This window comes from Microbulbifer sp. S227A, assembly GCF_049800935.1.
In genome coordinates this window covers 468,582-487,621 of sequence record NZ_JBNAFZ010000004.1, presented here as the reverse complement: position 1 = coordinate 487,621, position 19,040 = coordinate 468,582, and the positions used below count along the sequence as shown (strand labels likewise).

The window sequence follows — 19,040 nt, the reverse complement described above, 5'->3', positions numbered from 1 at the left end:
GGTGGCCCGTATGAAATCACGCCGGCATTTGGTGCGCGACATTTCCTATTCCCACTCCGCCCCCTCGCGCGGGGGGCGCGCCATGATCCGCCTGATGGAGAACAGCACCGGGCGGATCGGGCTGATCAGGCGGGCTCGCGGATATGAAGAGGAGGTCGCGCAGGGGCGCGACTTCTGGTCGGTGATGATCGAACGCTACGGGCTCACGCTGGACGTGGTGGGGGGATCGCTGGCCAATATCCCCGCCGACGGGCCGTTGATCCTGATCGCCAATCATCCTTACGGCATTCTCGACGGGTTGATGATGGGGCATATCCTGGCGCGCACCCGCACGGATTTTCGCATCCTGGCGCATCGTATTTTCCGCAAGGCCGACGAGCTTGAACGTATCGTGTTGCCGATCTCGTTTGACGAGACCAGGGAGGCGGTGCGCCAGAATCTCGCGACCCGCAAGGAAGCGCTTGGCTATCTGGGGCAGGGCGGCGCGATCGGGATTTTCCCCGGCGGCACGGTCAGCACCGGGGTCAAACCGTTTTCTTACCCGATGGATCCGGGCTGGCGCAGCTTTACCGCGCGGATGGTGGCCAAGTCGGGCGCCACGGTTGTTCCGGTGTTTTTCGATGGCCATACCAGCCGGCTGTTCCAGATCGCCAGCCACCTGCATGCAAATCTGCGCATGGGGCTGTTGATCAAGGAGTTTCACAAGCGCGTGGATCGCCCGGTACAGGTGGTGATCGGAGAACCGCTGGGGCGCGACATTCTTGCGCCGCTGACCAAAGACTCGAAAGCGATGATGGATTTTCTGCGAAAAGCCACGTATGAGCTGTCTCCAACGCCATTGAAGTCGTATGACTATGGCTGTGAGTTTGAGGACAAGCATCGCGCTTGAGCAAAATGGCAGTAGGTATTTTCGATTCCGGGCTGGGCGGGCTGACCGTTCTCGCGGCGGCGCAAAAGCGTCTGCCCGAGGTGGATTTCCTGTATCTCGGCGACAGTGCGCACGCGCCCTACGGGGTGCGTGATGCGGATGATGTGTACAACCTGACGACCACGGCGGTTCACCGCCTGTGGGACGCCGGGTGCGACCTGGTGATTCTCGCCTGCAACACCGCCAGCGCCGCCGCGCTGCGCCGGATGCAGGAGGGCGGACTGCCCAGGGGCAAGCGCGTGCTGGGGGTTTTCGTGCCGCTGATCGAAGCCCTGACCGAGCGGCAATGGGGCGACAACTCGCCCCCGCGCGAGGTGGCGGTCAAACATGTGGCGTTGTTCGCCACGCCGGCAACCGTTGCCAGCCGGGCCTTTCAGCGGGAGCTGGCGTTTCGGGCCATCGGCGTGGATGTCGAGGCACAGGCCTGTGGCGGAGTCGTGGACGCGATCGAAGACGGCGACATGATCCTGGCCGAGGCGCTGGTGCGCAGCCATGTAGATGCGCTGAAACGCAAGATGCCACAGCCGCAGGCGGCGATTCTGGGCTGTACCCACTATCCGTTGATGCAGGATACCTTTCAGGATGCGCTTGGCCCCGATGTGCAGGTGTTCAGCCAGGGCGCGCTGGTGGCGGAGAGCCTTGCGGATTACCTTGTGCGGCACCCTGACATGCTGGGTGGCGGCGCGGCGGGGTATCTGACCACCGGGGATGCCGCCCGCGTCAGTGACCGCGCGACACAATTCCTGCGACGACAGATCACGTTTGCGGCGGCCTGATCCTGATCAAGGCGCGGGCCGGATACATCCGTTAGCCCTGTCGACGCGGACATGGGCTGCTTCTTCCTACATATGATCAAAGAACGATTCCTGACATGACCCATAAAATCGCGATCCTAGGTGCCAGTGGCTATACCGGTGCAGAACTGATCCGGCTGATTGCCGGGCATCCCAACATGGACATCGTCGCCCTGTCGGGCGAGCGCAAGGCCGGCATGAAGATGGCCGAGGTGTTTCCCCATCTGCGCCACATGGCCCTGCCGGCCCTGTGCAAGATCGACGAGATCGATTTTTCCGGCGTTGACCTGTGTTTCTGTGCCCTGCCGCACAAGACCAGCCAGGAGGTCATCCGCGACCTTCCCGCGGAACTCAGGGTGGTTGATCTCTCGGCGGATTTCCGGCTGCGGGATCCGGAGGACTACCGGAAATGGTATGGCAATGCCCATGCGGCGCTGGCGCAGCAGGGCGAGGCGGTCTATGGGCTGAGCGAGTTTTACCGTGACGAAATACGCGGCGCGCGGTTGGTCGCGGGAACCGGATGCAATGCCGCGACCGGACAATTTGCCTTGCGGCCGCTGATTTCGTCGGGTGTGATCGATCTGGACGACATCATCCTCGATTTGAAATGCGCCGTGTCCGGTGCGGGGCGGAGCCTCAAGGAAAACCTGCTGCATGCCGAACTGAGCGAGGGCTACAACGCCTATGCCATTGGCGGCACACATCGGCACCTGGGCGAATTCGACCAGGAATTCAGCGCGTTGGCGGGGCGACCGGTCAAGGTACAGTTCACCCCGCACCTGGTTCCGGCGAACCGGGGCATCCTGGCGACCGTCTATGTCAAGGGCGACGCAGAGCAGATCTACCGCACGTTCGAAGCGGCCTATGCGGATGAGCCCTTTGTCGAATTGCTGCCCTTTGGCGAAGCGCCCAGCACACATCACGTGCGCGGGTCGAATTTTGTGCATATCGGGGTGGCTGCCGACCGAATCGAGGGCCGGTCCATCGTGATCGCGGCGCTGGACAACCTGACCAAGGGCAGCAGCGGGCAGGCGTTGCAAAACGCCAACCTGATGTTAGGTGAAGAGGAAACCACCGGGCTGATGATGGCCCCGCTGTTTCCCTGAGCGCCGCGCGACCATTCGGCGCGGAAAGCGCGCATAGGAGGGCACGAAATGAGAAACCTGAAAAAGCAACGCCGTATGCAGGTGATCGTTTTGACGCTGGTGTCCTTGATGGCGGCGACCGCCCTGATCGGCTACGGGATGCGCGATGGCATCAATTTCTTTCGTGCGCCTAGCCAGGTTCTGGAGGAGCCGCCCGCGCCGAACGAAGTGTTTCGCATCGGTGGGCTGGTCGAGGAGGGCACGCTTGAGCGTGGGCAGGGCGAGGTGATCCGTTTTTCGGTGACCGATGGCGGGGCTTCGGTACCCGTGTCATTCTCGGGCGTTCTGCCGGATCTTTTCGCCGAGAATCAGGGGATGGTTGGCACCGGAAGTTACGTGAACGGAGTGTTTGAAGCCACTGAAATATTGGCGAAACATGACGAGACCTATATGCCCAAGGAAGTCGTGGACGCGTTGAAGGCACAAGGTGTCTACCAGGAGCCGGGCGAAGGCTGAGCGCAGTGTGACCCGGTGTGTTTCGGGTCTTGCCATACCCAGCCGGCAGCACCTGCAGGGGTGAGACTTCGGAGGCCGGGCCACGTTGGCGGACCAGCATGTGACAGGAAGCGCTTTAACCGCCCGCGCGCCATGATCGGCGCGCGTTAACCATTCTTGTGGAGGTTTTCCGGCATTGGTTCGGGAGACTCCCATGCAGAATGTTCGTCAGATTGCCGAAGAGATCGTCGCTCGCGAAGGCGGCTATGTGAATGACCCGGATGATCCGGGCGGTGCGACCAAATACGGTGTTACCATCCATACCATGCGCAGGCTGGGCCTTGACCTGAACGGGGATGGCATTGTCGGTGTTGCCGATGTGCAGGCGCTGAGCCGGGCACAGGCGGTGGACATATTCATCACGCATTACTTCGAACGCCCGCGGATTGCGGAAGTGCCAACGGCGTTGCAGTCCAGCCTGTTTGACATGTACGTGAACGCGGGCGGCAACGCCGTCAAGATCCTGCAACGGATGCTGCGGGACATGGGCTATGAGGTGTCGGTTGACGGCGCTATCGGACCGCAGACGCTGGCCGCGGCACGGGATGCGGCCATGCCCGATGCGGTGGCCCTGCGCGATGCTTATGGCGTGGCGCGGCGCAATTACTATTTCCGCATTGCCGACAAACGCGTGGCGAGCCGGAAATACGCCCGCTCAAAGGCGGGCGGCAAGGGAGGCTGGATCAAACGCGCCGAAGAGTTCCTGTCTCCGAAGTTTCACATGACACCGGCGCAATTCCAGAGGAGGGTGGCGGCATGGGGCTGATCCAGGGATTTCTGAGCCTGATGTTTGGCGGTGGACGCAACGTGATCCGTGAAACCGCCGAGGTGTTTACCGAGAATGCCGAAGCCGGTGCCAAGCGGGCGGTTTCGGTACAGGGGCAGGCCATGCAGCAATTCGGAGCCGAGTTCGCGGTGCCGCGCGCCGGTTGGTTCGACCGGTTCATGGACGGGCTCAACAGGTTGCCGCGCCCGGCGCTGGCGCTTGGGACGCTGGGACTGTTTGTCACCGCGATGGTCGATCCGCTCTGGTTTGCCGCGCGCATGCAGGGGATCGCCCTGGTGCCCGAACCCTTGTGGTGGCTTTTGGGGGTGATCGTGTCCTTTTACTTTGGGGCGCGGCACCAGGTGAAGGCACAGCAGTTTCAGCGCGAAGTCGCAACCACGATGGCGCGGGTGCCGCAGGTAATGGAGAATATCGACCGGCTCGACCGGATGCGGGCAGACAGCCCGGGTGCCGCCGATCCGGGACCGGATGTCAAACTGAGCATCGCGGTACTCAGCCCCGAAGACAATCCGGCGCTGGAAGCCTGGAAGGCACGTCGCCGTCGATAGGGTTGCGACAATGTGATCCCGGCGGGGCGGCAAAAAGCATTGGCCCCCCGCCAGCAGCGGCCTATACCCGTAGGCATGATTACAGAACTTGGCCACTTTGCCCTGATCCTCGCGTTTATGGTTGCCATCGTGCAGATGGTTGTGCCCCTTGTCGGGGCGCATAATCGTTGGCCGGGGTGGATGGCGATGGCCGAGCCCGCCGCCACGGTACAATTCATCCTGACGGCATTTTCCTTTGGCGCGCTGACCTGGGCCTTTGTGACCTCGGATTTCAGCCTGAAGATCGTCGTCGAAAACAGCCATTCGGCGAAACCGATGCTTTACAAGATCAGCGGGACCTGGGGAAACCACGAAGGGTCGATGCTGCTCTGGGTGCTCATCGTGACGCTGTTCGGCGCGATGGCGTCATGGTTCGGCAAGGGGTTGCCGCCAAGCCTCAAGGCGCGTGTTCTTGGCGTGCAGGCGGCAATTGCGGTGGCGTTTTTCGCCTTTATCCTCTTTACTTCCAACCCGTTCCTGCGCCTTGCGGTGCCGCCCTTTGACGGGCAGGATCTGAACCCGCTGTTGCAGGATCCCGGCCTGGCCATACATCCGCCGTTCCTTTACCTGGGCTATGTCGGCCTGAGCATGGCGTTTTCCTTTGCGGTCGCGGCGCTGATCGAGGGGCGCGTCGATGCGGCCTGGGGCCGTTGGGTGCGGCCCTGGACCCTGGCCGCGTGGATTTTCCTGACCATCGGGATCGCGCTCGGGTCGTGGTGGGCCTATTACGAACTGGGCTGGGGCGGGTTCTGGTTCTGGGATCCGGTTGAAAACGCGTCTTTCATGCCCTGGCTGCTGGCGGCGGCGCTGCTGCATTCCGCGATCGTGGTGGAAAAACGCGAGAGCCTGAAAAGCTGGACGATCCTTCTGGCGATCCTCGCCTTCGGGTTCTCGCTCATCGGTACGTTCATCGTGCGCTCGGGGCTGCTGACCAGCGTGCATGCCTTTGCAAACGATCCCGAGCGGGGCGTTTTCATCCTGATGATCCTGGTGATCTTTACCGGCGGCGCACTGACCTTGTTCGCGATGCGGGCAGGGGCGCTCGAGGCCAAGGGTGTGTTCGGGATCGTCAGCCGGGAAAGCGCGCTGGTGGCGAATAACGTGATCCTGGCGGTGTCCTGTTTCGTGGTTTTCATCGGCACCATGTGGCCGATGGTGGCCGAGATGTTCTTTGATCGCAAACTCAGTGTCGGCCCGCCGTTCTTCAACCTCGCCTTTACGCCGTTCATGGTGCTGCTCGGGCTGATCCTGCCGGTGGGTGCGATGCTGCCATGGAAACGCGGACGATTGGGACGTGCCATGCGCCCGCTGCGGGGGGTGTTCCTGTTGGCGGTTGCGCTGGCGGTGCTGGTCTGGGCGATGCAATCAGGACGCAGCGCGCTTGGGCCCGTGGGTCTGTTCCTCGGGTCATGGATGGTGTTTGGAGCGCTGGTCGACCTGTGGTCGCGCACCGGGCGCAAGGGCGACCGGCTGGGCCGCCTGCGCCGCCTGCCAAGGGCCGATTGGGGCAAGGCCATGGCCCATGCGGGGCTGGGCATCACCATGTTCGCGATCGCCGGGCTGACCGCATGGGAGGAAGAGGATATCCGCGTGGCCACCATCGGCGAGTCCTTCGAAGTCGGCGCCTATGTCCTGACCTTGCAGGACGTGGTTGATGCGACCGGCCCGAACTATCTGAGCACCACCGGCATCGTGTCGCTGGCGCGAAACGGCGCGGTTCTGGCCGAATTGCGGCCGGAAAAACGCCAGTACCCGGTGGCCCGTATGCCCACGACCGAGGCGGCGATCGATTACCGGTTCATGCGCGATGTCTATGTGGTGCTCGGCGACCGGCAGGCGGATGGCGGCTGGACCATGCGGACCTATATCAAGCCCTTTACCAACTGGATCTGGGCGGGTTGCCTGATGATGGCGCTTGGCGGCACGCTGAGCCTGTCGGACCGGCGCTTTCGTGTGGCGGCGGGGGCGCGGCGGGTCGCTGCCAAGGGGATGCCCGCGGAATGATCATGCGCCTTGTCCTCGTGTTCCTGTTCTGCGCATCGGCGGTCTTTGCGGTGCAGCCGGACGAAGTGCTCGATGACCCGGTGCTGGAAGGCCGGGCGCGTGAGCTGAGCAAGGAATTGCGCTGTCTTGTCTGTCGCAACGAAAGCATCGACGAAAGCAATGCCGATCTCGCGCGCGACCTGCGGTTGCTGCTGCGTGAACGGCTGGTCGCGGGCGACAGCGATGCCCAGGCGATTGATTTCATCGTCGCGCGCTATGGCGAATACGTGCTGCTGCGTCCGACGACCGGCGGCTCGAACTGGCTGCTCTGGGCGGCGGGGCCGATGATGCTGCTGCTCGCCGGCGGGATCGGGATCGGGTACCTGCGCAAGCGTGCCACCGCCACCGGCAGCCAGGAGACCGAGTTGAGCCCGCAAGAGCAGGAACGGTTGCGCCGAATTCTGGAAGAATAACGCGCCGTTCCTCTTTTCTTGCGCCTCCGCTTGCGTCACTCTGCCGCCGAACAGGCACATGAGGGCGCGATGGACTATCAGACAATCAAGGTCGAAATCACCGAGGGCTTGGGCGTTTTGACGCTGAACCGGCCGGACAAGATGAACTCGCTGACCGGGCAGATGCGGGCCGAGATCGACCATGCGATGCGCGACATGGCCAAGTCGGCGCGGGTCATCGTGATGACTGGGGCGGGGCGGGCGTTTTGCACCGGACAGGATCTGGGCGATTCCGGCGACGCCACGCAGGTCGATCTCGAGCGCGTGCTGCGGGACGAATACGCGCCGATGCTCGAAGCGATCTATGACTGTCCGGTGCCGACACTCGCGGCGGTCAACGGGCCGGCAGCCGGTGCCGGGGCCAATCTCGCGCTTGCCTGTGACATCGTGATAGCCACCGAAAGCGCCTATTTCCTTCAGGCCTTTGCCCGGATTGGCCTGTTGCCCGACGCGGGCGGGACATGGTTCATGCCCCGGCAAATGGGGCTTGCCAAGGCCATGGGCGCGGCGTTGTTTGCCGACAAGATCAGCGCCCGGCAGGCCGACGACTGGGGCCTGATCTGGGAAGCGGTGGCGGATGCCGAGTTCGACGCCCGGTGGCAAGCACGCGCCGCGCAACTGGCGGCCGGACCGACCATGGCCTATGGCGCGATCAAACAGGCGATACGCGGCAGCTTTGACAAGACCCTGTCCGAACAGTTGGAAACCGAAGCCCATTTGCAGGGGCAATGCGGCAAGTCACGGGATTTCCGCGAAGGCGTTCTGGCCTTCATGGAAAAGCGCAAGCCGTCATTCGAAGGCCGCTGAGGCGGGCCAGGACATGCAAAATATGAAAAACCCGCGGTTGTCGCCGCGGGTTTTTTTGTTGCCTACCGCGCCGGATGAAACCGGCGTTTTTCAATCAGCGGTTCTCGATGTCGACATAATCGCGCTGAGTCTCGCCCAGATAGAGCTGGCGCGGGCGACCGATCTTGTTCTGAGGATCGGCGATCATTTCTTTCCACTGGCTCACCCAGCCGACGGTGCGCGACACCGCAAAGATCGGCGTGAACATGGATGTCGGGAAACCGATCGCTTCGAGGATGATGCCCGAGTAGAAATCGACATTCGGGAACAGCTTCTTGTCCGCGAAATACGGATCCTCAAGCGCCTGTTTTTCAAGTTCCTTGGCGACTTGCAGGATCGGGTTGTTCTCGACGCCGAGCAGGTCGAGAACCTCGTCCGCCGATTGTTTCATCACCGTCGCGCGCGGATCGAAATTCTTGTAGACGCGGTGGCCAAAGCCCATCAGGCGGAACGGATCGTTCTTGTCCTTGGCGCGGGCGATGAATTCGGGGATGCGGTCCGGCGTGCCGATCTGCTTGAGCATCTCAAGGCAGGCCTGGTTCGCGCCGCCATGGGCCGGACCCCAGAGACAGGCGATGCCCGCCGCGATACAGGCAAACGGGTTCGCGCCCGAGGACGAGGCAAGCCGCACGGTCGAAGTCGATGCGTTCTGTTCGTGATCAGCATGCAGGGTAAAGATGCGGTCCATCGCACGGGCGATGATCGGGTCCACGTGATACTCTTCTGCCGGAACCGCAAAGCACATGTTCAGGAAGTTCGCCGCATAGCTCAGGTCGTTGCGCGGATAGATGAACGGTTGCCCCACCGAATACTTGTAGGCCATCGCCGCGATGGTCGGCATCTTGGCAATCAGCCGGTGCGTCGCGATCTCGCGCTGGCGTTCATCGGCGATGTCGGTGCTGTCGTGATAAAAGGCCGACATCGCGCCCACCACGCCCACCATGGTTGCCATCGGATGCGCGTCACGACGGAAGCCACGGAAGAAATAGTGCATCTGTTCGTGGATCATCGTGTGGCGGGTGATCGTGGTTTCGAACTCTTCCAGCTCGGATGCGGTCGGCAGGTAGCCATAGAGCAGCAGGAAGCACACTTCGAGGTAATGCGACTTGCTGGCCAGCTGGTCGATCGGATACCCGCGATGCAGCAGTTCACCTTTTTCACCGTCGATAAAGGTGATGGTGCTGTCGCAGCTGGCGGTCGACGTGAATCCGGGATCATAGGTAAAGACATCGGCCTGCCCATAGAGCTTGCGGATGTCGAGAACGTCGGGACCCGCGGTAGGCGAGTAGATCGGCAAATCATATGACGTGCCGTCAATGGTCAATGTCGCGGATTTCGTCGATTCAGTCATGTATGTCCCTTCCTCTTGTGTCCACGGGGCGGGGCATCGCCAGACCCGTGCGGGGGCTTGCCGTGCGGTGGCACGGCACTGCTTGTATCGGCGTCGTATGACCGGGACGTGAACCCCGACTTAACCGGACGCGTCTTTCAGCCGGTTCAGGGTCTCCTCGCGCCCCAGAACCAGCATCATGTCGAACACCGAGGGCGTGACGGCCCGGCCTGCCAGCGCCGCCCGAAGCGGGCCGGCGAGCTTGCCGAACTTGGTTTCCTGCGCTTCTGCAAAGCTGTTCAGGGTCGCCTCGAGATCGTCTCGTGTCCAGCTAGCATTTTGCAACTGCGGCGTCAATTCTGCCAGTATACCATGGGATACTGAATTCAGCGCCTTTGCCGCTTTCTCGTCCGGCACAATCGGCCGCGAGGTCAGTACAAAATGCGCCTTTTCAAGGAGTTCGGGAAAGGTACGCGCCCGATCCTTGAGGCAATACATCGCAGCTTCAAGATGTTTTGCCTGATCCGACGTCAGCGGCGCTTGCCGGGCTGCGGCCAGGTAGGCTTGGATCTCCTGCCGCAGTGCAGCATCGTCCGAAACGGCGATATGCTGCCCCGAGAGATTCTCGAGTTTCTTGAGGTCGAACCGCGCCGGGCTCTTGCCGATTCCGCCCAGGTCGAACCAGTCGAGCGCCTGCGCATCGGTAAAGAACTCGTCATCGCCATGGCTCCAGCCCAACCGCGCGAGATAGTTGCGCATACCGGCGGCGGGATAGCCCATGGCCTGGTACTCCTGCGCCCCCAAAGCGCCGTGCCGCTTGGACAGTTTCTTGCCATCGGGGCCGTGAATCAGCGGGATATGCGCCCAGACCGGCACCTGCCAGCCCATCGCGTCATAGATCATCATCTGCCGTGCCGCGTTGTTCAGGTGGTCATCGCCGCGGATCACATGTGTCACGCCCATGTCGTGGTCATCCACAACCACGGCGAGCATGTAGACCGGCGTGCCATCGGCGCGCAGCAGGATCATGTCATCAAGCTGGTCGTTGCGGATGGTCACGTCGCCCTGCACCTCGTCGCGGATCACCGTGGTCCCGTCCTGCGGTGCCTTGATACGGATCACATAAGGCGCGTCAGGGTGGGTCGACGGGTCGGCATCGCGCCACGGGCTGCGGTACAGGGTCGATTTCCCCTGCGCGCGGGCCTCTTCGCGAAAGGCGGCGATTTCGTCCTGCGTGGAAAAGCATTTATAGGCCTTGCCTTCGGCGAGCAGCTGGCGGGCAACCTCGGCATGGCGCGCGGCACCTTCAAACTGGCTGATCACATCGCCATCGTGATTCAGCCCCAGCCAGGACAGCCCCTGCAGAATCGCCGCCGTGGCCTCGGGTGTCGACCTTGCCCGGTCGGTGTCTTCGATGCGAAGCAGGAACTTGCCGCCACGCCCCCGCGCAAAAAGCCAGTTGAACAGCGCCGTGCGCGCGCCGCCGATATGCAGGAATCCGGTGGGTGAAGGCGCAAAACGGGTAACTACGGGGTCGGACATGTGCGGGGGTTTACCTCTTGGCAGGGGATGTGTGCATATCTTGCAGCGACGGTCCGTTGGGCCCCGGGGGACGGCGTGGCACAGTCGCAGCGGTTCGATGAGGCGGATACCGGGTTTTGCAGGCAAACGGAAGCCTGCCTTGGTGTCGATGTCCCGTCGTTGATACCTTGCCGTTGAGACCCTTGCCGCATTCGCCGGCCCGATTGCCGCTTGCCCCGGCGCGCGGCCCATCCCATGCTGCGGTTGGGGCAGCATGATACGAACAGAGAGGCAGGCACATGAAACTGCGGGTCGCCAAACCGTCGGAACTCGATCTGATCCTCGACTGGGCGGCGCATGAGGGCTGGAACCCCGGGGTCGCGGATGCGCCGGCCTTTCACGCCAGCGACCCCTATGGGGTCTTTGTTGCCGAAATCGCGTCGGACCCTGTCGCGGCGATTTCCGTGGTCAATCACTGCGACAACATGGCCTTTCTGGGATTGTACCTGTGCCTGCCGGATTATCGCGGGCAGGGCATCGGCTATGCGCTCTGGACCCACGCTCTGGCCCATGCGGGCGAGCGTGTTGTGGGCCTGGACGGAGTGGCCGAGCAACAGGGGAATTACGCCAAGTCCGGCTTTGTTCCTGCCGGGGCCAGCCTGCGGTTTCAGGGGAGTCTGACAGCCGCGCCCGATCCCACAGTGCGGCTCGCAACGGCGCGGGATCTGCCCGAACTCGTGGCGTTGGACCGCGCTGCAAACGGGTATGCGCGGCCACGGTTCCTGTCGGCATGGCTGGCCGGTCAGGACAGCCGCAAGACCGTGGTCCTTGAACGCGCCGGGGCCTGTCGCGGGTTCGCGACGGTGCGCAGATGCCGAACCGGCGTCAAGATCGGCCCGATCATCGCGGATGACGCTGTGGTGGCGATTACCCTGGCGCGCGCCGCCCTGGCCGTGCTGGCCGGTGATACGGTGATAATCGATGTTCCATCGGACAATGAGCCGCTGGTCCAGGCGCTTGCTGATCTCGGCTTTGCCGAGACCTTTGCAACCGCGCGCATGTATCGCGGTCCCGCCCCGGTTTCAGGGCCGAACCGGCAGGCGATTGCGACGATGGAACTGGGCTAGGGCCGCGTCGTGGTCCTCGTTTGATAACCATTTGATAACCATACTCCGGTTACCGTCATCCCATGTGACAAGCCGGAGGGCAGAGATCGGATATGCGGGGCCTGAGACGGGCGCTGAACTGGGGCGACATGGTGTTGCTCTGCCAAAGGGGGCACCTGTTTCCATGGGCGCCGGTCTGTCTCGCGATTGGAATTGGCAGCTACTTTTCGCTTCCGGTCGAACCTGGCGCGCCGATCTATGCAGCGCTTTGCGTGTCGGGAAGTATCTGTGCGGCGGTTGCCATGCGCTGGCCAGGGGGCTGGTCGGCGCTGGCATGGGCGATGATGCTCGTGGCGATCGGGTTCGGTCTGTCCGGGGTGCGCGCCCATCTTGCCGCCGCACCGGTGCTGGACTGGCGTTATTACGGACCGATTGAAGGGCGCATCGTCGCGATGGATCGCAGCGCGTCGGACGCAATGCGCGTCACCCTCGATCGCGTCACCCTCGATCGCGTCACCTTGGAACGGGTCGCCCCGGCGCGCCGGCCCGACCGGGTGCGCATTTCGCTGCATGGCCCGCCGGTGCCGCTCGAACCGGGCCAGAGAATCATGACCACGGGGCATCTCTCGCCGCCACAGGGGCCGGTTGAACCCGGTGGTTTCGACTTTCAGCGTCACGCCTGGTTCCAGGGGCTGGGCGCGGTCGGCTATACGCGCAATCCGGTGCTGACGGTCGCGCCCGGGCGCATGGGGCAGGACGGGTTGGGCGTCTTTACCCTGCGCATGGCCGCTTCCGAACGGGTGCGTGCGATCCTGCCCGGCGATGTGGGCGGGTTTGCCGCCGCTGTCACCACCGGCGATCGCAGCGGCGTCGGGCAGGGCGCGCTTGATGCATTGCGGGCCAGCAACCTGGCGCATCTGCTGGCGATTTCCGGGCTGCATATGGGGCTGTTGGCGGGCTTTGTCTTTGCGCTCCTGCGCATGGGCCTGTCACTGTTTCCGGCGCTGGCCTTGCGCGTCCCGGTGAAAAAACTCGCCGCCCTCGGTGCGCTTGGCGCCGCGGCGGTCTATCTGGCGCTGTCGGGCGGCAATGTCGCGACCGAGCGCGCCTTTATCATGGTGGCGGTGGTCCTGCTCGCGGTGCTGGTGGATCGGCGCGCCTTCAGCCTGCGCGCGGTGGCCATGGCCGCGCTTGTTGTTCTGTTCCTGCGCCCCGAGGCGTTGCTGGGACCGGGGTTCCAGATGTCCTTTGCCGCGACCACCGCCTTGATCGCCTTTTTCGGCTGGCTGCGGGATGCGGACCTGCCCCGGGCACCGGGCTGGGCCAAGCCGGTTCTGGGGGTGTTGATGTCCTCGGCGATCGCGGGGCTTGCCACCGCGCCGGTGGGGGCGGCCCATTTCAACACCCTGTCGCATTACGGGCTGATCGCCAACCTGGTTTCGGTGCCGTTGATGGGGGTGCTGGTGATCCCGGCGGCGGTGGCCGCCCTGTGTCTTGCGCCCCTCGGGCTCGAATGGCTGGGGCTGGTGCCCATGGGCTGGGGCCTGTCATGGATACTTGGCGTCGCGCATTGGGTGTCTGGCCTGTCGGGTGCGCAGGGTCATGTTCCGGGGCCCGGGCCGATGGTGCTGCCGATGATCGCGTTGGGCATGTTGTGGCTGATGCTGTGGCAGGGGCGCGCACGGGTTGTCGGCGTCGTGCCGGTCATCATTGCCTTTGCGCTCTGGTCGCAGGCGCAGCGCCCCGCCATCCTTGTGGCCGATAGCGGCGGGCTTGTCGGGGTGATGACCGCGCAGGGGCGCGCCCTGAGCAAGCCGCGCGGGGCCGGGTTCGTGGCGCGCAACTGGTTGGAAAATGACGGCGACGGCGTCGACCAGGAAATGGCCGCGCTGCGCTGGCCGGGCGAGGCGGGCAAGCTTCGCGTCATGGCGGCGGGCGGGGCAGAGATCATCCACGTGATCGGCAAGACCGGTGCGGCGCAGATGTCAGCCTGCACCAAGAACCAGGTGGTGATTGCCTCGGTGCCCCTGCAAATTGACGGGCCCTGCGAGGTCTATGATCCCAAGCGGTTGCTGCGCACCGGCAGCCTCGCAATCAGCAAGAACGGCGTTGTCACCGCGCAGCAGGCCGCCGGGCGACGGCTCTGGAACACGCGCGACAGGCCGCAAACCCGACTTGCCCGGGCTCAGTAGGTGCGGATCAAACCAACGAGCCTGCCTTGAACCTTGACCTTGTGCTCGGGCAGCACGCGGGTCTCGTAGGCGGGGTTCGCAGCTTCGAGCGCAATCGAACCGCCGCGCCGGTAATAGCGTTTCAGCGTCGCTTCGTGATCTTCGACCAGCGCAACGACGATATCCCCGTCATCCGCCGCCGACGTTTCGCGGATCACCACCACGTCACCGTCATTGATCCCGGCCTCGATCATCGAATCCCCGCGCACTTGCAGCGCATAGTGATCGCCGGTGGCGGACAGCATCTGTGACGGCACGGCGACCTGGTTTTCCACATGGCTGATCGCTTCGATGGGCACGCCGGCGGCAATCCGCCCCATCATCGGCACATCCGTGGCGCTGGATGTCGCCGGGGCGGCAGGGGCCGCATGGGACGCTGGAGATTTGCCGCCCTCGACCACGCGCGGGGTGAACCCGGTGGTCGGTTCGCCTCCCAAGCTCTCGGGCAGGCGGACAACCTCGATTGCCCGGGCGCGATGCGCGAGGCGGCGGATAAAGCCTCGCTCTTCAAGCGCGGTGATCAACCGGTGAATGCCCGACTTGCTGCGCAGATCCAGCGCGGCCTTCATTTCATCAAAACTGGGAGGAACACCGTCGCGTTGGACGCGCTTGTGAATAAACTCCAGCAAATCCAACTGCTTCTTGGTCAACATTGCCTGAACCTCTTGCCTGTGGGTTTGCATTTGTTCTAGACATGTTCTCGTTTTGTGTCAACTCTCGGGCCTCAGAGCGGCAGGTAGTTGACCATGGCCCCGGCCTTCTGCGCTGGATCATCCGGCGCGCGCACCAGCAGGGCGTTGGCCTGTGAGAGGATGGTCAGCAGCGAACTGTCCTGGTTGTCAAAAGCGTTGACCTGGCCATCGCTGACGATCGCGCGCATGTAATGTTCGCGCGGGCCGTTGCGCGTCAGCGGGGCGTCCAGCCGAGCCTGGCGCAGGGGTGGCAGGTCGGAGCCAAGGCCCAGCATCGCGCGGACCATCGGGACAAGGAAGATATGTCCGCACACCATGGCCGAGACCGGGTTGCCGGGCAATCCGACCATCGCGGCCCCGTTCAGCCGGCCCGCCATCAGCGGCTTGCCCGGGCGCATCGCCACCTTGTAGAATGACCGTTCCATCCCGAGATCGGCGGCGGCCTGCGCCACCAGGTCGTGATCGCCGACCGAGGCCCCGCCGATGGTCACAATCAGATCGGCACCGGTGGCCAGCTCAAATGCCATGCGCAGCGATGACAGGCTGTCGCGGGCAATCGGCAACAGGCGCGCGGTGGCCCCGAGCTGTTCGACCATGGCCTTGAGACCAAAGCTGTTGGAGGCGATGATCTGATCGGGGCCGGGTGTCTCGCCGGGCATCACCAGTTCGTCCCCTGTGGCGAGGATGGCGATCACCGGTTTACGGGTCACGGGCACACGGGCGATGTTCATCGAGGCAAGCAGGGCGATGTCCTGCGGTGCGAGCACACGCGGGGCGGAAACCGGCGTGCCCCGGGTGAAATCACCGCCGGCGGGGCGGATATTGCTCTTGCCGCCCGGATCGTCGGTGATGGTGATCAGATCGCCGCTGCGGCTGACATCTTCCTGGATGACCACGAAATCGGTGCCCTCGGGAACCGGCGCGCCGGTAAAGATGCGCACCGCCTGTCCGGCACCGACAGGTCCGTCAAAGCGATGCCCGGCGGCGGCTTCGCCGACCACCTTGAACATTGCGTGCAACTCGACCTCGGCGGATTTCACCGCGTATCCGTCCATCGATGAGGCGGCAAAGGGCGGTTGATCGCGCTGTGCAAACACCTCGCGTGCCAGGACCCGCCCGGCGGCGTCAATCAGGTCGATCTCTTCTGCGGGCAGCGGCTTGACCAGGTCGAACAGCGCCGCGCGGGCTTGGGAAACGGATATCATTCTGCGGTGTATCGCCCTGATTTTCCGCCATCTTTCAGAATGACGCGAATGCCGCCGATCTGCATCTCCTTGTCGACGGCCTTGGTCATGTCATAGACCGTCAGCGCTGCGGTGGACACGGCGGTCAGGGCCTCCATTTCAACGCCGGTCTGGCCGGTGGTCTTGACCGTGGCCTCGATCGCGACGCCGGGCAGGTCCGGATCCAGCGTCAGCTCGATCGCGACCTTGCTGATCGGCAGCGGATGGCACAGCGGGATCAGCTCGGGGGTCTTCTTGGCCCCCATGATCCCGGCAAGCCGGGCCACGCCCAGAACATCGCCCTTGCTGGCCCGGCCTTCGGAAATGATTTCAAAGGTTTCGCGCTTCATGCTGATGAGCCCGCGGGCCACCGCAACCCGCGCGGTCACCGCCTTGTCCGAGACATCCACCATATGCGCGTCGCCCTGCGCGTCGAAATGGGTCAGGGGCATCACATGCCCCCCGCCGTCAGCGGGTTTTCGAGCAGGGCGCGGGTTGCCTCGGTGACGTCCTGTTGCCGCATCAGGCTCTCGCCGATCAGGAAATCGCGTACACCATACCGCGCCATTTCGGCCAGTTCCTCGGGGCTGTTCAGCCCGCTTTCGCAGACGATGGCGCGATCCGCCGGGACCAGTTTGCTCAGGGTGCGGGTCACGTCGAGCGAGGTTTCAAAGGTGCGCAGATCCCGGTTGTTGATGCCGATCAGGCCGCTCTTGAGCCGCGTTGCACGGTCAAGCTCTGCCGCGTCATGCACCTCGATCAGAACATCCATGCCCCATTCGATGGCCGTGGATTCAAGTTCGGCGGCCTGCTCGTCGCTGACGCTGGCCATGATGATCAGGATGCAATCCGCGCCCAGGCTGCGGGCTTCGACGACCTGATAGGGGTCATACATGAAATCCTTGCGCAGAGCAGGCAGCGCGCAGGCTTCGCGGGCCTGGGTCAGAAACGGTTTGGCCCCCTGGAAACTGGGGCCGTCGGTCAGCACCGACAGGCAGGCCGCGCCACCGGCCTCATAGGCACGGGCCAGCGCGGCTGGGTCGAAATCGGCGCGGATCAGGCCCTTGGAGGGGCTGGCCTTCTTGATCTCGGCGATCAGCCCATAGCCGCCACGGCTGGCTTGGTGCAGCGCTTCGGCAAAGGGGCGCACCGGGCCAGCCATGCGCGCGGCGGCTTCGACCTGATCGATCGGCTGCGCCGCCTTGTCCGCGGCAATCTCTTCAAGCTTGTAGGCCTTGATCTGGTCGAGAATCGTGGCGGTCATGCGGGCTCCTGTGTGATGCGCGCGAGGGCGGTGATCTTGTTGCGGGCGGCACCGCTGTCGATGCTTTCAACGGCCATGGCCACACCATCGCGCAGGGTTTCGGCGGCCTCCGCCACGACCAACGCGGCGGCGGCATTCAGCAGCACCGCGTCGCGATAGGCCGAAGGCGCACCATCCAGCAGCGCCCCAAAGGCCTGGGCGTTGTGCTCGGGGCTGCCGCCCAGAATGTCCTCGAACGGGTGTACTGGCAATCCTGCGTCCTCGGGGTGCAGTTCGATCTCTTTCACCGTGCCGCCCTCAAGCGCGGCAACCCAGCTTAGCCCGGTGATGGTCAGTTCGTCGGTGCCGTCGCTGCCATGTACCAGCCAGGCGCGCTCGGAGCCCAGCGTGCCGAGGGTTTCCGCCATCGGGCGGATCATCTCGCGCGCGAAGGCTCCGGTCAGCTGGCGTTTGACGCCGGCGGGGTTGGTCAACGGGCCGAGAATGTTGAAGATCGTGCGTGTGCCCAACTCGGTACGGCTGGGCCCCACATGGGCCATGGCCGGGTGGTGCATCGGCGCCATCATAAAGGCGATTCCCACCTGGTTCAGGGCCTTTTCAACCACTTGCGGGCCGACCATCACGTTAATGCCCATCTGGGTCAGGGCGTCCGCGGCACCGGATTTCGAGCTCAGGTTGCGATTGCCGTGCTTGGCCACGGTGACGCCGGCCCCGGCAACCACAAAGGCCGTGGCGGTGGAAATATTGAGCGTTCCCTTGCCGTCGCCCCCGGTGCCGACGATGTCCATCGCGCCGCTGGGGGCCGCGACCGGGTTGCATTTCGACCGCATCACGGCGGCGGCGGCGGCAAATTCGTCAACCGTTTCGCCACGCGTGCGCAACGCCATGAGCAGGCCGCCAATCTGGCTGGGCGTGGCTTCGCCCTCGAACAGGATGCCAAAGGCGGCTTCGGCCTCCTCACGGGTCAAAGGGCGGTCGGCGGCGGCTCCGATCAGCGGTTTCAGCGCGTCGCTCATGCCGGGACTTTCAACTCGTTCAGGAAGTTCCCGAGCAGCGCGTGGCCGTGCTCGGATGCAATCGACTCGGGGTGGAACTGAACCCCGTGGATTGGCAGGTCGCGATGTTGCAACCCCATGATGGTGCCGTCCTCAAGCTCGGCCGTGATGTCCAGACAATCGGGCAGGGTGTCGCGCTCGACCACCAGCGAATGATAGCGCGTCGCCTCGAACGGGCTGGGCAGACCGGCAAAGACGCCGGTGCCGGTATGGTGCATGCGGCCCATCTTGCCATGGACGATTTCATGACAGCGGACCACCTTGCCGCCGAACGCCTGCCCGATGGTCTGGTGCCCCAGGCACACACCCAGCAACGGCGTGCGGGTTTCGGCGGCGGCCTCGGTCAGCGCCAGGCAGATGCCGGCCTGATCCGGATCGCAGGGGCCGGGTGACAGCAATATGCCCGCCGGGTTCATCGCCATCGCCTGTTGCACATCCAGCGCGTCATTGCGGTGAATTTCGACATCCGCCCCCAATTCGCCCAGGTAGTGCACAAGGTTATAGGTGAAAGAGTCGTAATTATCGATCAGCAGCAGCATGG

19 protein-coding genes are annotated in these 19,040 nt (G+C 63.9%); 11 read left to right on the top strand and 8 right to left on the bottom strand.

The window, feature by feature from the left end; all coding sequences use genetic code 11:
• The first annotated feature begins 82 nt into the window (after positions 1-82).
• The 9 genes from ACP15R_RS12805 to ACP15R_RS12765 all read left to right on the top strand — a co-directional run bounded on the left by ACP15R_RS12805 (position 83) and on the right by ACP15R_RS12765 (position 8,038).
• Positions 83-889, top strand: coding sequence for a lysophospholipid acyltransferase family protein (locus ACP15R_RS12805; protein ID WP_424986806.1), 807 nt, complete (start codon positions 83-85; stop codon positions 887-889).
• A 5-nt stretch (positions 890-894) separates the two neighbouring features.
• A complete protein-coding gene (locus tag ACP15R_RS12800) occupies positions 895-1,704 on the top strand; it encodes a glutamate racemase (protein WP_424986877.1) in 810 nt (269 codons plus the stop codon).
• 95 nt (positions 1,705-1,799) lie between these two features.
• Positions 1,800-2,828, top strand: coding sequence for an N-acetyl-gamma-glutamyl-phosphate reductase (argC, locus tag ACP15R_RS12795; RefSeq protein WP_424986805.1), 1,029 nt, complete (start codon positions 1,800-1,802; stop codon positions 2,826-2,828).
• 48 nt (positions 2,829-2,876) lie between these two features.
• Positions 2,877-3,323, top strand: a complete 447-nt coding sequence (gene ccmE, locus ACP15R_RS12790; RefSeq protein WP_424986804.1) for a cytochrome c maturation protein CcmE — start codon at positions 2,877-2,879, stop codon at positions 3,321-3,323.
• A 193-nt stretch (positions 3,324-3,516) separates the two neighbouring features.
• The gene (locus ACP15R_RS12785) at positions 3,517-4,128 is read left to right on the top strand and encodes a holin-associated N-acetylmuramidase (RefSeq protein WP_424986803.1); all 612 of its coding nucleotides are present in this window, start codon (positions 3,517-3,519) and stop codon (positions 4,126-4,128) included.
• Positions 4,119-4,697, top strand: coding sequence for a holin family protein (locus ACP15R_RS12780; protein WP_424986802.1), 579 nt, complete (start codon positions 4,119-4,121; stop codon positions 4,695-4,697). Before ACP15R_RS12785 ends, ACP15R_RS12780 begins: the two co-directional genes overlap by 10 nt.
• A gap of 75 nt (positions 4,698-4,772) precedes the next feature.
• Entirely contained in the window at positions 4,773-6,740 is a 1,968-nt protein-coding gene (locus ACP15R_RS12775; protein WP_424986801.1) for a heme lyase CcmF/NrfE family subunit, read from the top strand.
• On the top strand, positions 6,737-7,192 hold the full coding sequence (locus ACP15R_RS12770; RefSeq protein WP_424986800.1) for a cytochrome c-type biogenesis protein: 456 nt from the start codon (positions 6,737-6,739) through the stop codon (positions 7,190-7,192). The genes ACP15R_RS12775 and ACP15R_RS12770 overlap by 4 nt, the downstream gene beginning before the upstream one ends.
• A gap of 69 nt (positions 7,193-7,261) precedes the next feature.
• On the top strand, positions 7,262-8,038 hold the full coding sequence (locus tag ACP15R_RS12765; RefSeq protein WP_424986799.1) for an enoyl-CoA hydratase-related protein: 777 nt from the start codon (positions 7,262-7,264) through the stop codon (positions 8,036-8,038).
• Between the two features lie 94 nt (positions 8,039-8,132).
• On the opposite strand, the gene ACP15R_RS12760 is transcribed toward ACP15R_RS12765, so the two are convergent.
• Positions 8,133-9,428 carry a citrate synthase gene (locus ACP15R_RS12760; RefSeq protein ID WP_424986798.1) on the bottom strand — a complete coding sequence of 432 codons (1,296 nt, stop codon included), beginning with the start codon at positions 9,426-9,428 and terminating at the stop codon, positions 8,133-8,135.
• 120 nt (positions 9,429-9,548) lie between these two features.
• Positions 9,549-10,949 carry a glutamate--tRNA ligase gene (gltX, locus tag ACP15R_RS12755; RefSeq protein ID WP_424986797.1) on the bottom strand — a complete coding sequence of 467 codons (1,401 nt, stop codon included), beginning with the start codon at positions 10,947-10,949 and terminating at the stop codon, positions 9,549-9,551.
• A 278-nt stretch (positions 10,950-11,227) separates the two neighbouring features.
• On the opposite strand from gltX, the gene ACP15R_RS12750 reads away from it, so the two are divergent.
• Positions 11,228-12,055 carry a GNAT family N-acetyltransferase gene (locus tag ACP15R_RS12750; protein WP_424986796.1) on the top strand — a complete coding sequence of 276 codons (828 nt, stop codon included), beginning with the start codon at positions 11,228-11,230 and terminating at the stop codon, positions 12,053-12,055.
• A 92-nt stretch (positions 12,056-12,147) separates the two neighbouring features.
• Positions 12,148-14,226 (top strand): ComEC/Rec2 family competence protein, encoded by a 2,079-nt coding sequence (locus ACP15R_RS12745; RefSeq protein WP_424986795.1) that lies wholly within the window; start codon positions 12,148-12,150, stop codon positions 14,224-14,226.
• Here the strand turns inward: ACP15R_RS12745 and lexA are convergent.
• The 6 genes from lexA to ACP15R_RS12715 all read right to left on the bottom strand — a co-directional run bounded on the left by lexA (position 14,220) and on the right by ACP15R_RS12715 (position 19,038).
• Positions 14,220-14,918, bottom strand: coding sequence for a transcriptional repressor LexA (lexA, locus tag ACP15R_RS12740; RefSeq protein ID WP_424986794.1), 699 nt, complete (start codon positions 14,916-14,918; stop codon positions 14,220-14,222). The two genes, ACP15R_RS12745 and lexA, sit on opposite strands and share 7 nt — an antisense overlap.
• Before the next feature lie 71 nt (positions 14,919-14,989).
• Complete coding sequence (gene glp / locus ACP15R_RS12735) at positions 14,990-16,162, bottom strand: gephyrin-like molybdotransferase Glp (protein ID WP_424986793.1); 1,173 nt, start codon at positions 16,160-16,162, stop codon at positions 14,990-14,992.
• On the bottom strand, positions 16,159-16,635 hold the full coding sequence (gene moaC / locus ACP15R_RS12730) for a cyclic pyranopterin monophosphate synthase MoaC (protein WP_424986792.1): 477 nt from the start codon (positions 16,633-16,635) through the stop codon (positions 16,159-16,161). Before moaC ends, glp begins: the two co-directional genes overlap by 4 nt.
• Positions 16,632-17,444: an indole-3-glycerol phosphate synthase TrpC gene (gene trpC, locus ACP15R_RS12725; RefSeq protein ID WP_424986791.1), complete on the bottom strand. Its 813-nt coding sequence runs from the start codon at positions 17,442-17,444 to the stop codon at positions 16,632-16,634. Before trpC ends, moaC begins: the two co-directional genes overlap by 4 nt.
• Positions 17,441-18,460, bottom strand: coding sequence for an anthranilate phosphoribosyltransferase (trpD, locus tag ACP15R_RS12720; protein WP_424986790.1), 1,020 nt, complete (start codon positions 18,458-18,460; stop codon positions 17,441-17,443). Before trpD ends, trpC begins: the two co-directional genes overlap by 4 nt.
• The gene (locus ACP15R_RS12715) at positions 18,457-19,038 is read right to left on the bottom strand and encodes an anthranilate synthase component II (protein WP_424986789.1); all 582 of its coding nucleotides are present in this window, start codon (positions 19,036-19,038) and stop codon (positions 18,457-18,459) included. Before ACP15R_RS12715 ends, trpD begins: the two co-directional genes overlap by 4 nt.
• Positions 19,039-19,040: the final 2 nt, after the last annotated feature.

Bases quoted from the DNA above. Each gene is read 5' to 3' on its own strand.
- argC (WP_424986805.1), top strand. From the start codon at position 1,800: ATGACCCATAAAATCGCGATCCTAGGTGCCAGTGGCTATACCGGTGCA.
- lexA (WP_424986794.1), bottom strand. From the start codon at position 14,918: ATGTTGACCAAGAAGCAGTTGGATTTGCTGGAGTTTATTCACAAGCGC.
- ACP15R_RS12805 (WP_424986806.1), top strand. From the start codon at position 83: ATGATCCGCCTGATGGAGAACAGCACCGGGCGGATCGGGCTGATCAGG.
- gltX (WP_424986797.1), bottom strand. From the start codon at position 10,949: ATGTCCGACCCCGTAGTTACCCGTTTTGCGCCTTCACCCACCGGATTC.
- ACP15R_RS12785 (WP_424986803.1), top strand. From the start codon at position 3,517: ATGCAGAATGTTCGTCAGATTGCCGAAGAGATCGTCGCTCGCGAAGGC.
- ACP15R_RS12765 (WP_424986799.1), top strand. From the start codon at position 7,262: ATGGACTATCAGACAATCAAGGTCGAAATCACCGAGGGCTTGGGCGTT.
- ACP15R_RS12800 (WP_424986877.1), top strand. From the start codon at position 895: ATGGCAGTAGGTATTTTCGATTCCGGGCTGGGCGGGCTGACCGTTCTC.
- ACP15R_RS12760 (WP_424986798.1), bottom strand. From the start codon at position 9,428: ATGACTGAATCGACGAAATCCGCGACATTGACCATTGACGGCACGTCA.
- ccmE (WP_424986804.1), top strand. From the start codon at position 2,877: ATGAGAAACCTGAAAAAGCAACGCCGTATGCAGGTGATCGTTTTGACG.
- ACP15R_RS12715 (WP_424986789.1), bottom strand. From the start codon at position 19,038: ATGCTGCTGCTGATCGATAATTACGACTCTTTCACCTATAACCTTGTG.
- ACP15R_RS12770 (WP_424986800.1), top strand. From the start codon at position 6,737: ATGATCATGCGCCTTGTCCTCGTGTTCCTGTTCTGCGCATCGGCGGTC.
- ACP15R_RS12745 (WP_424986795.1), top strand. From the start codon at position 12,148: ATGCGGGGCCTGAGACGGGCGCTGAACTGGGGCGACATGGTGTTGCTC.
- ACP15R_RS12775 (WP_424986801.1), top strand. From the start codon at position 4,773: ATGATTACAGAACTTGGCCACTTTGCCCTGATCCTCGCGTTTATGGTT.
- trpD (WP_424986790.1), bottom strand. From the start codon at position 18,460: ATGAGCGACGCGCTGAAACCGCTGATCGGAGCCGCCGCCGACCGCCCT.
- ACP15R_RS12780 (WP_424986802.1), top strand. From the start codon at position 4,119: ATGGGGCTGATCCAGGGATTTCTGAGCCTGATGTTTGGCGGTGGACGC.
- trpC (WP_424986791.1), bottom strand. From the start codon at position 17,444: ATGACCGCCACGATTCTCGACCAGATCAAGGCCTACAAGCTTGAAGAG.
- ACP15R_RS12750 (WP_424986796.1), top strand. From the start codon at position 11,228: ATGAAACTGCGGGTCGCCAAACCGTCGGAACTCGATCTGATCCTCGAC.
- glp (WP_424986793.1), bottom strand. From the start codon at position 16,162: ATGATATCCGTTTCCCAAGCCCGCGCGGCGCTGTTCGACCTGGTCAAG.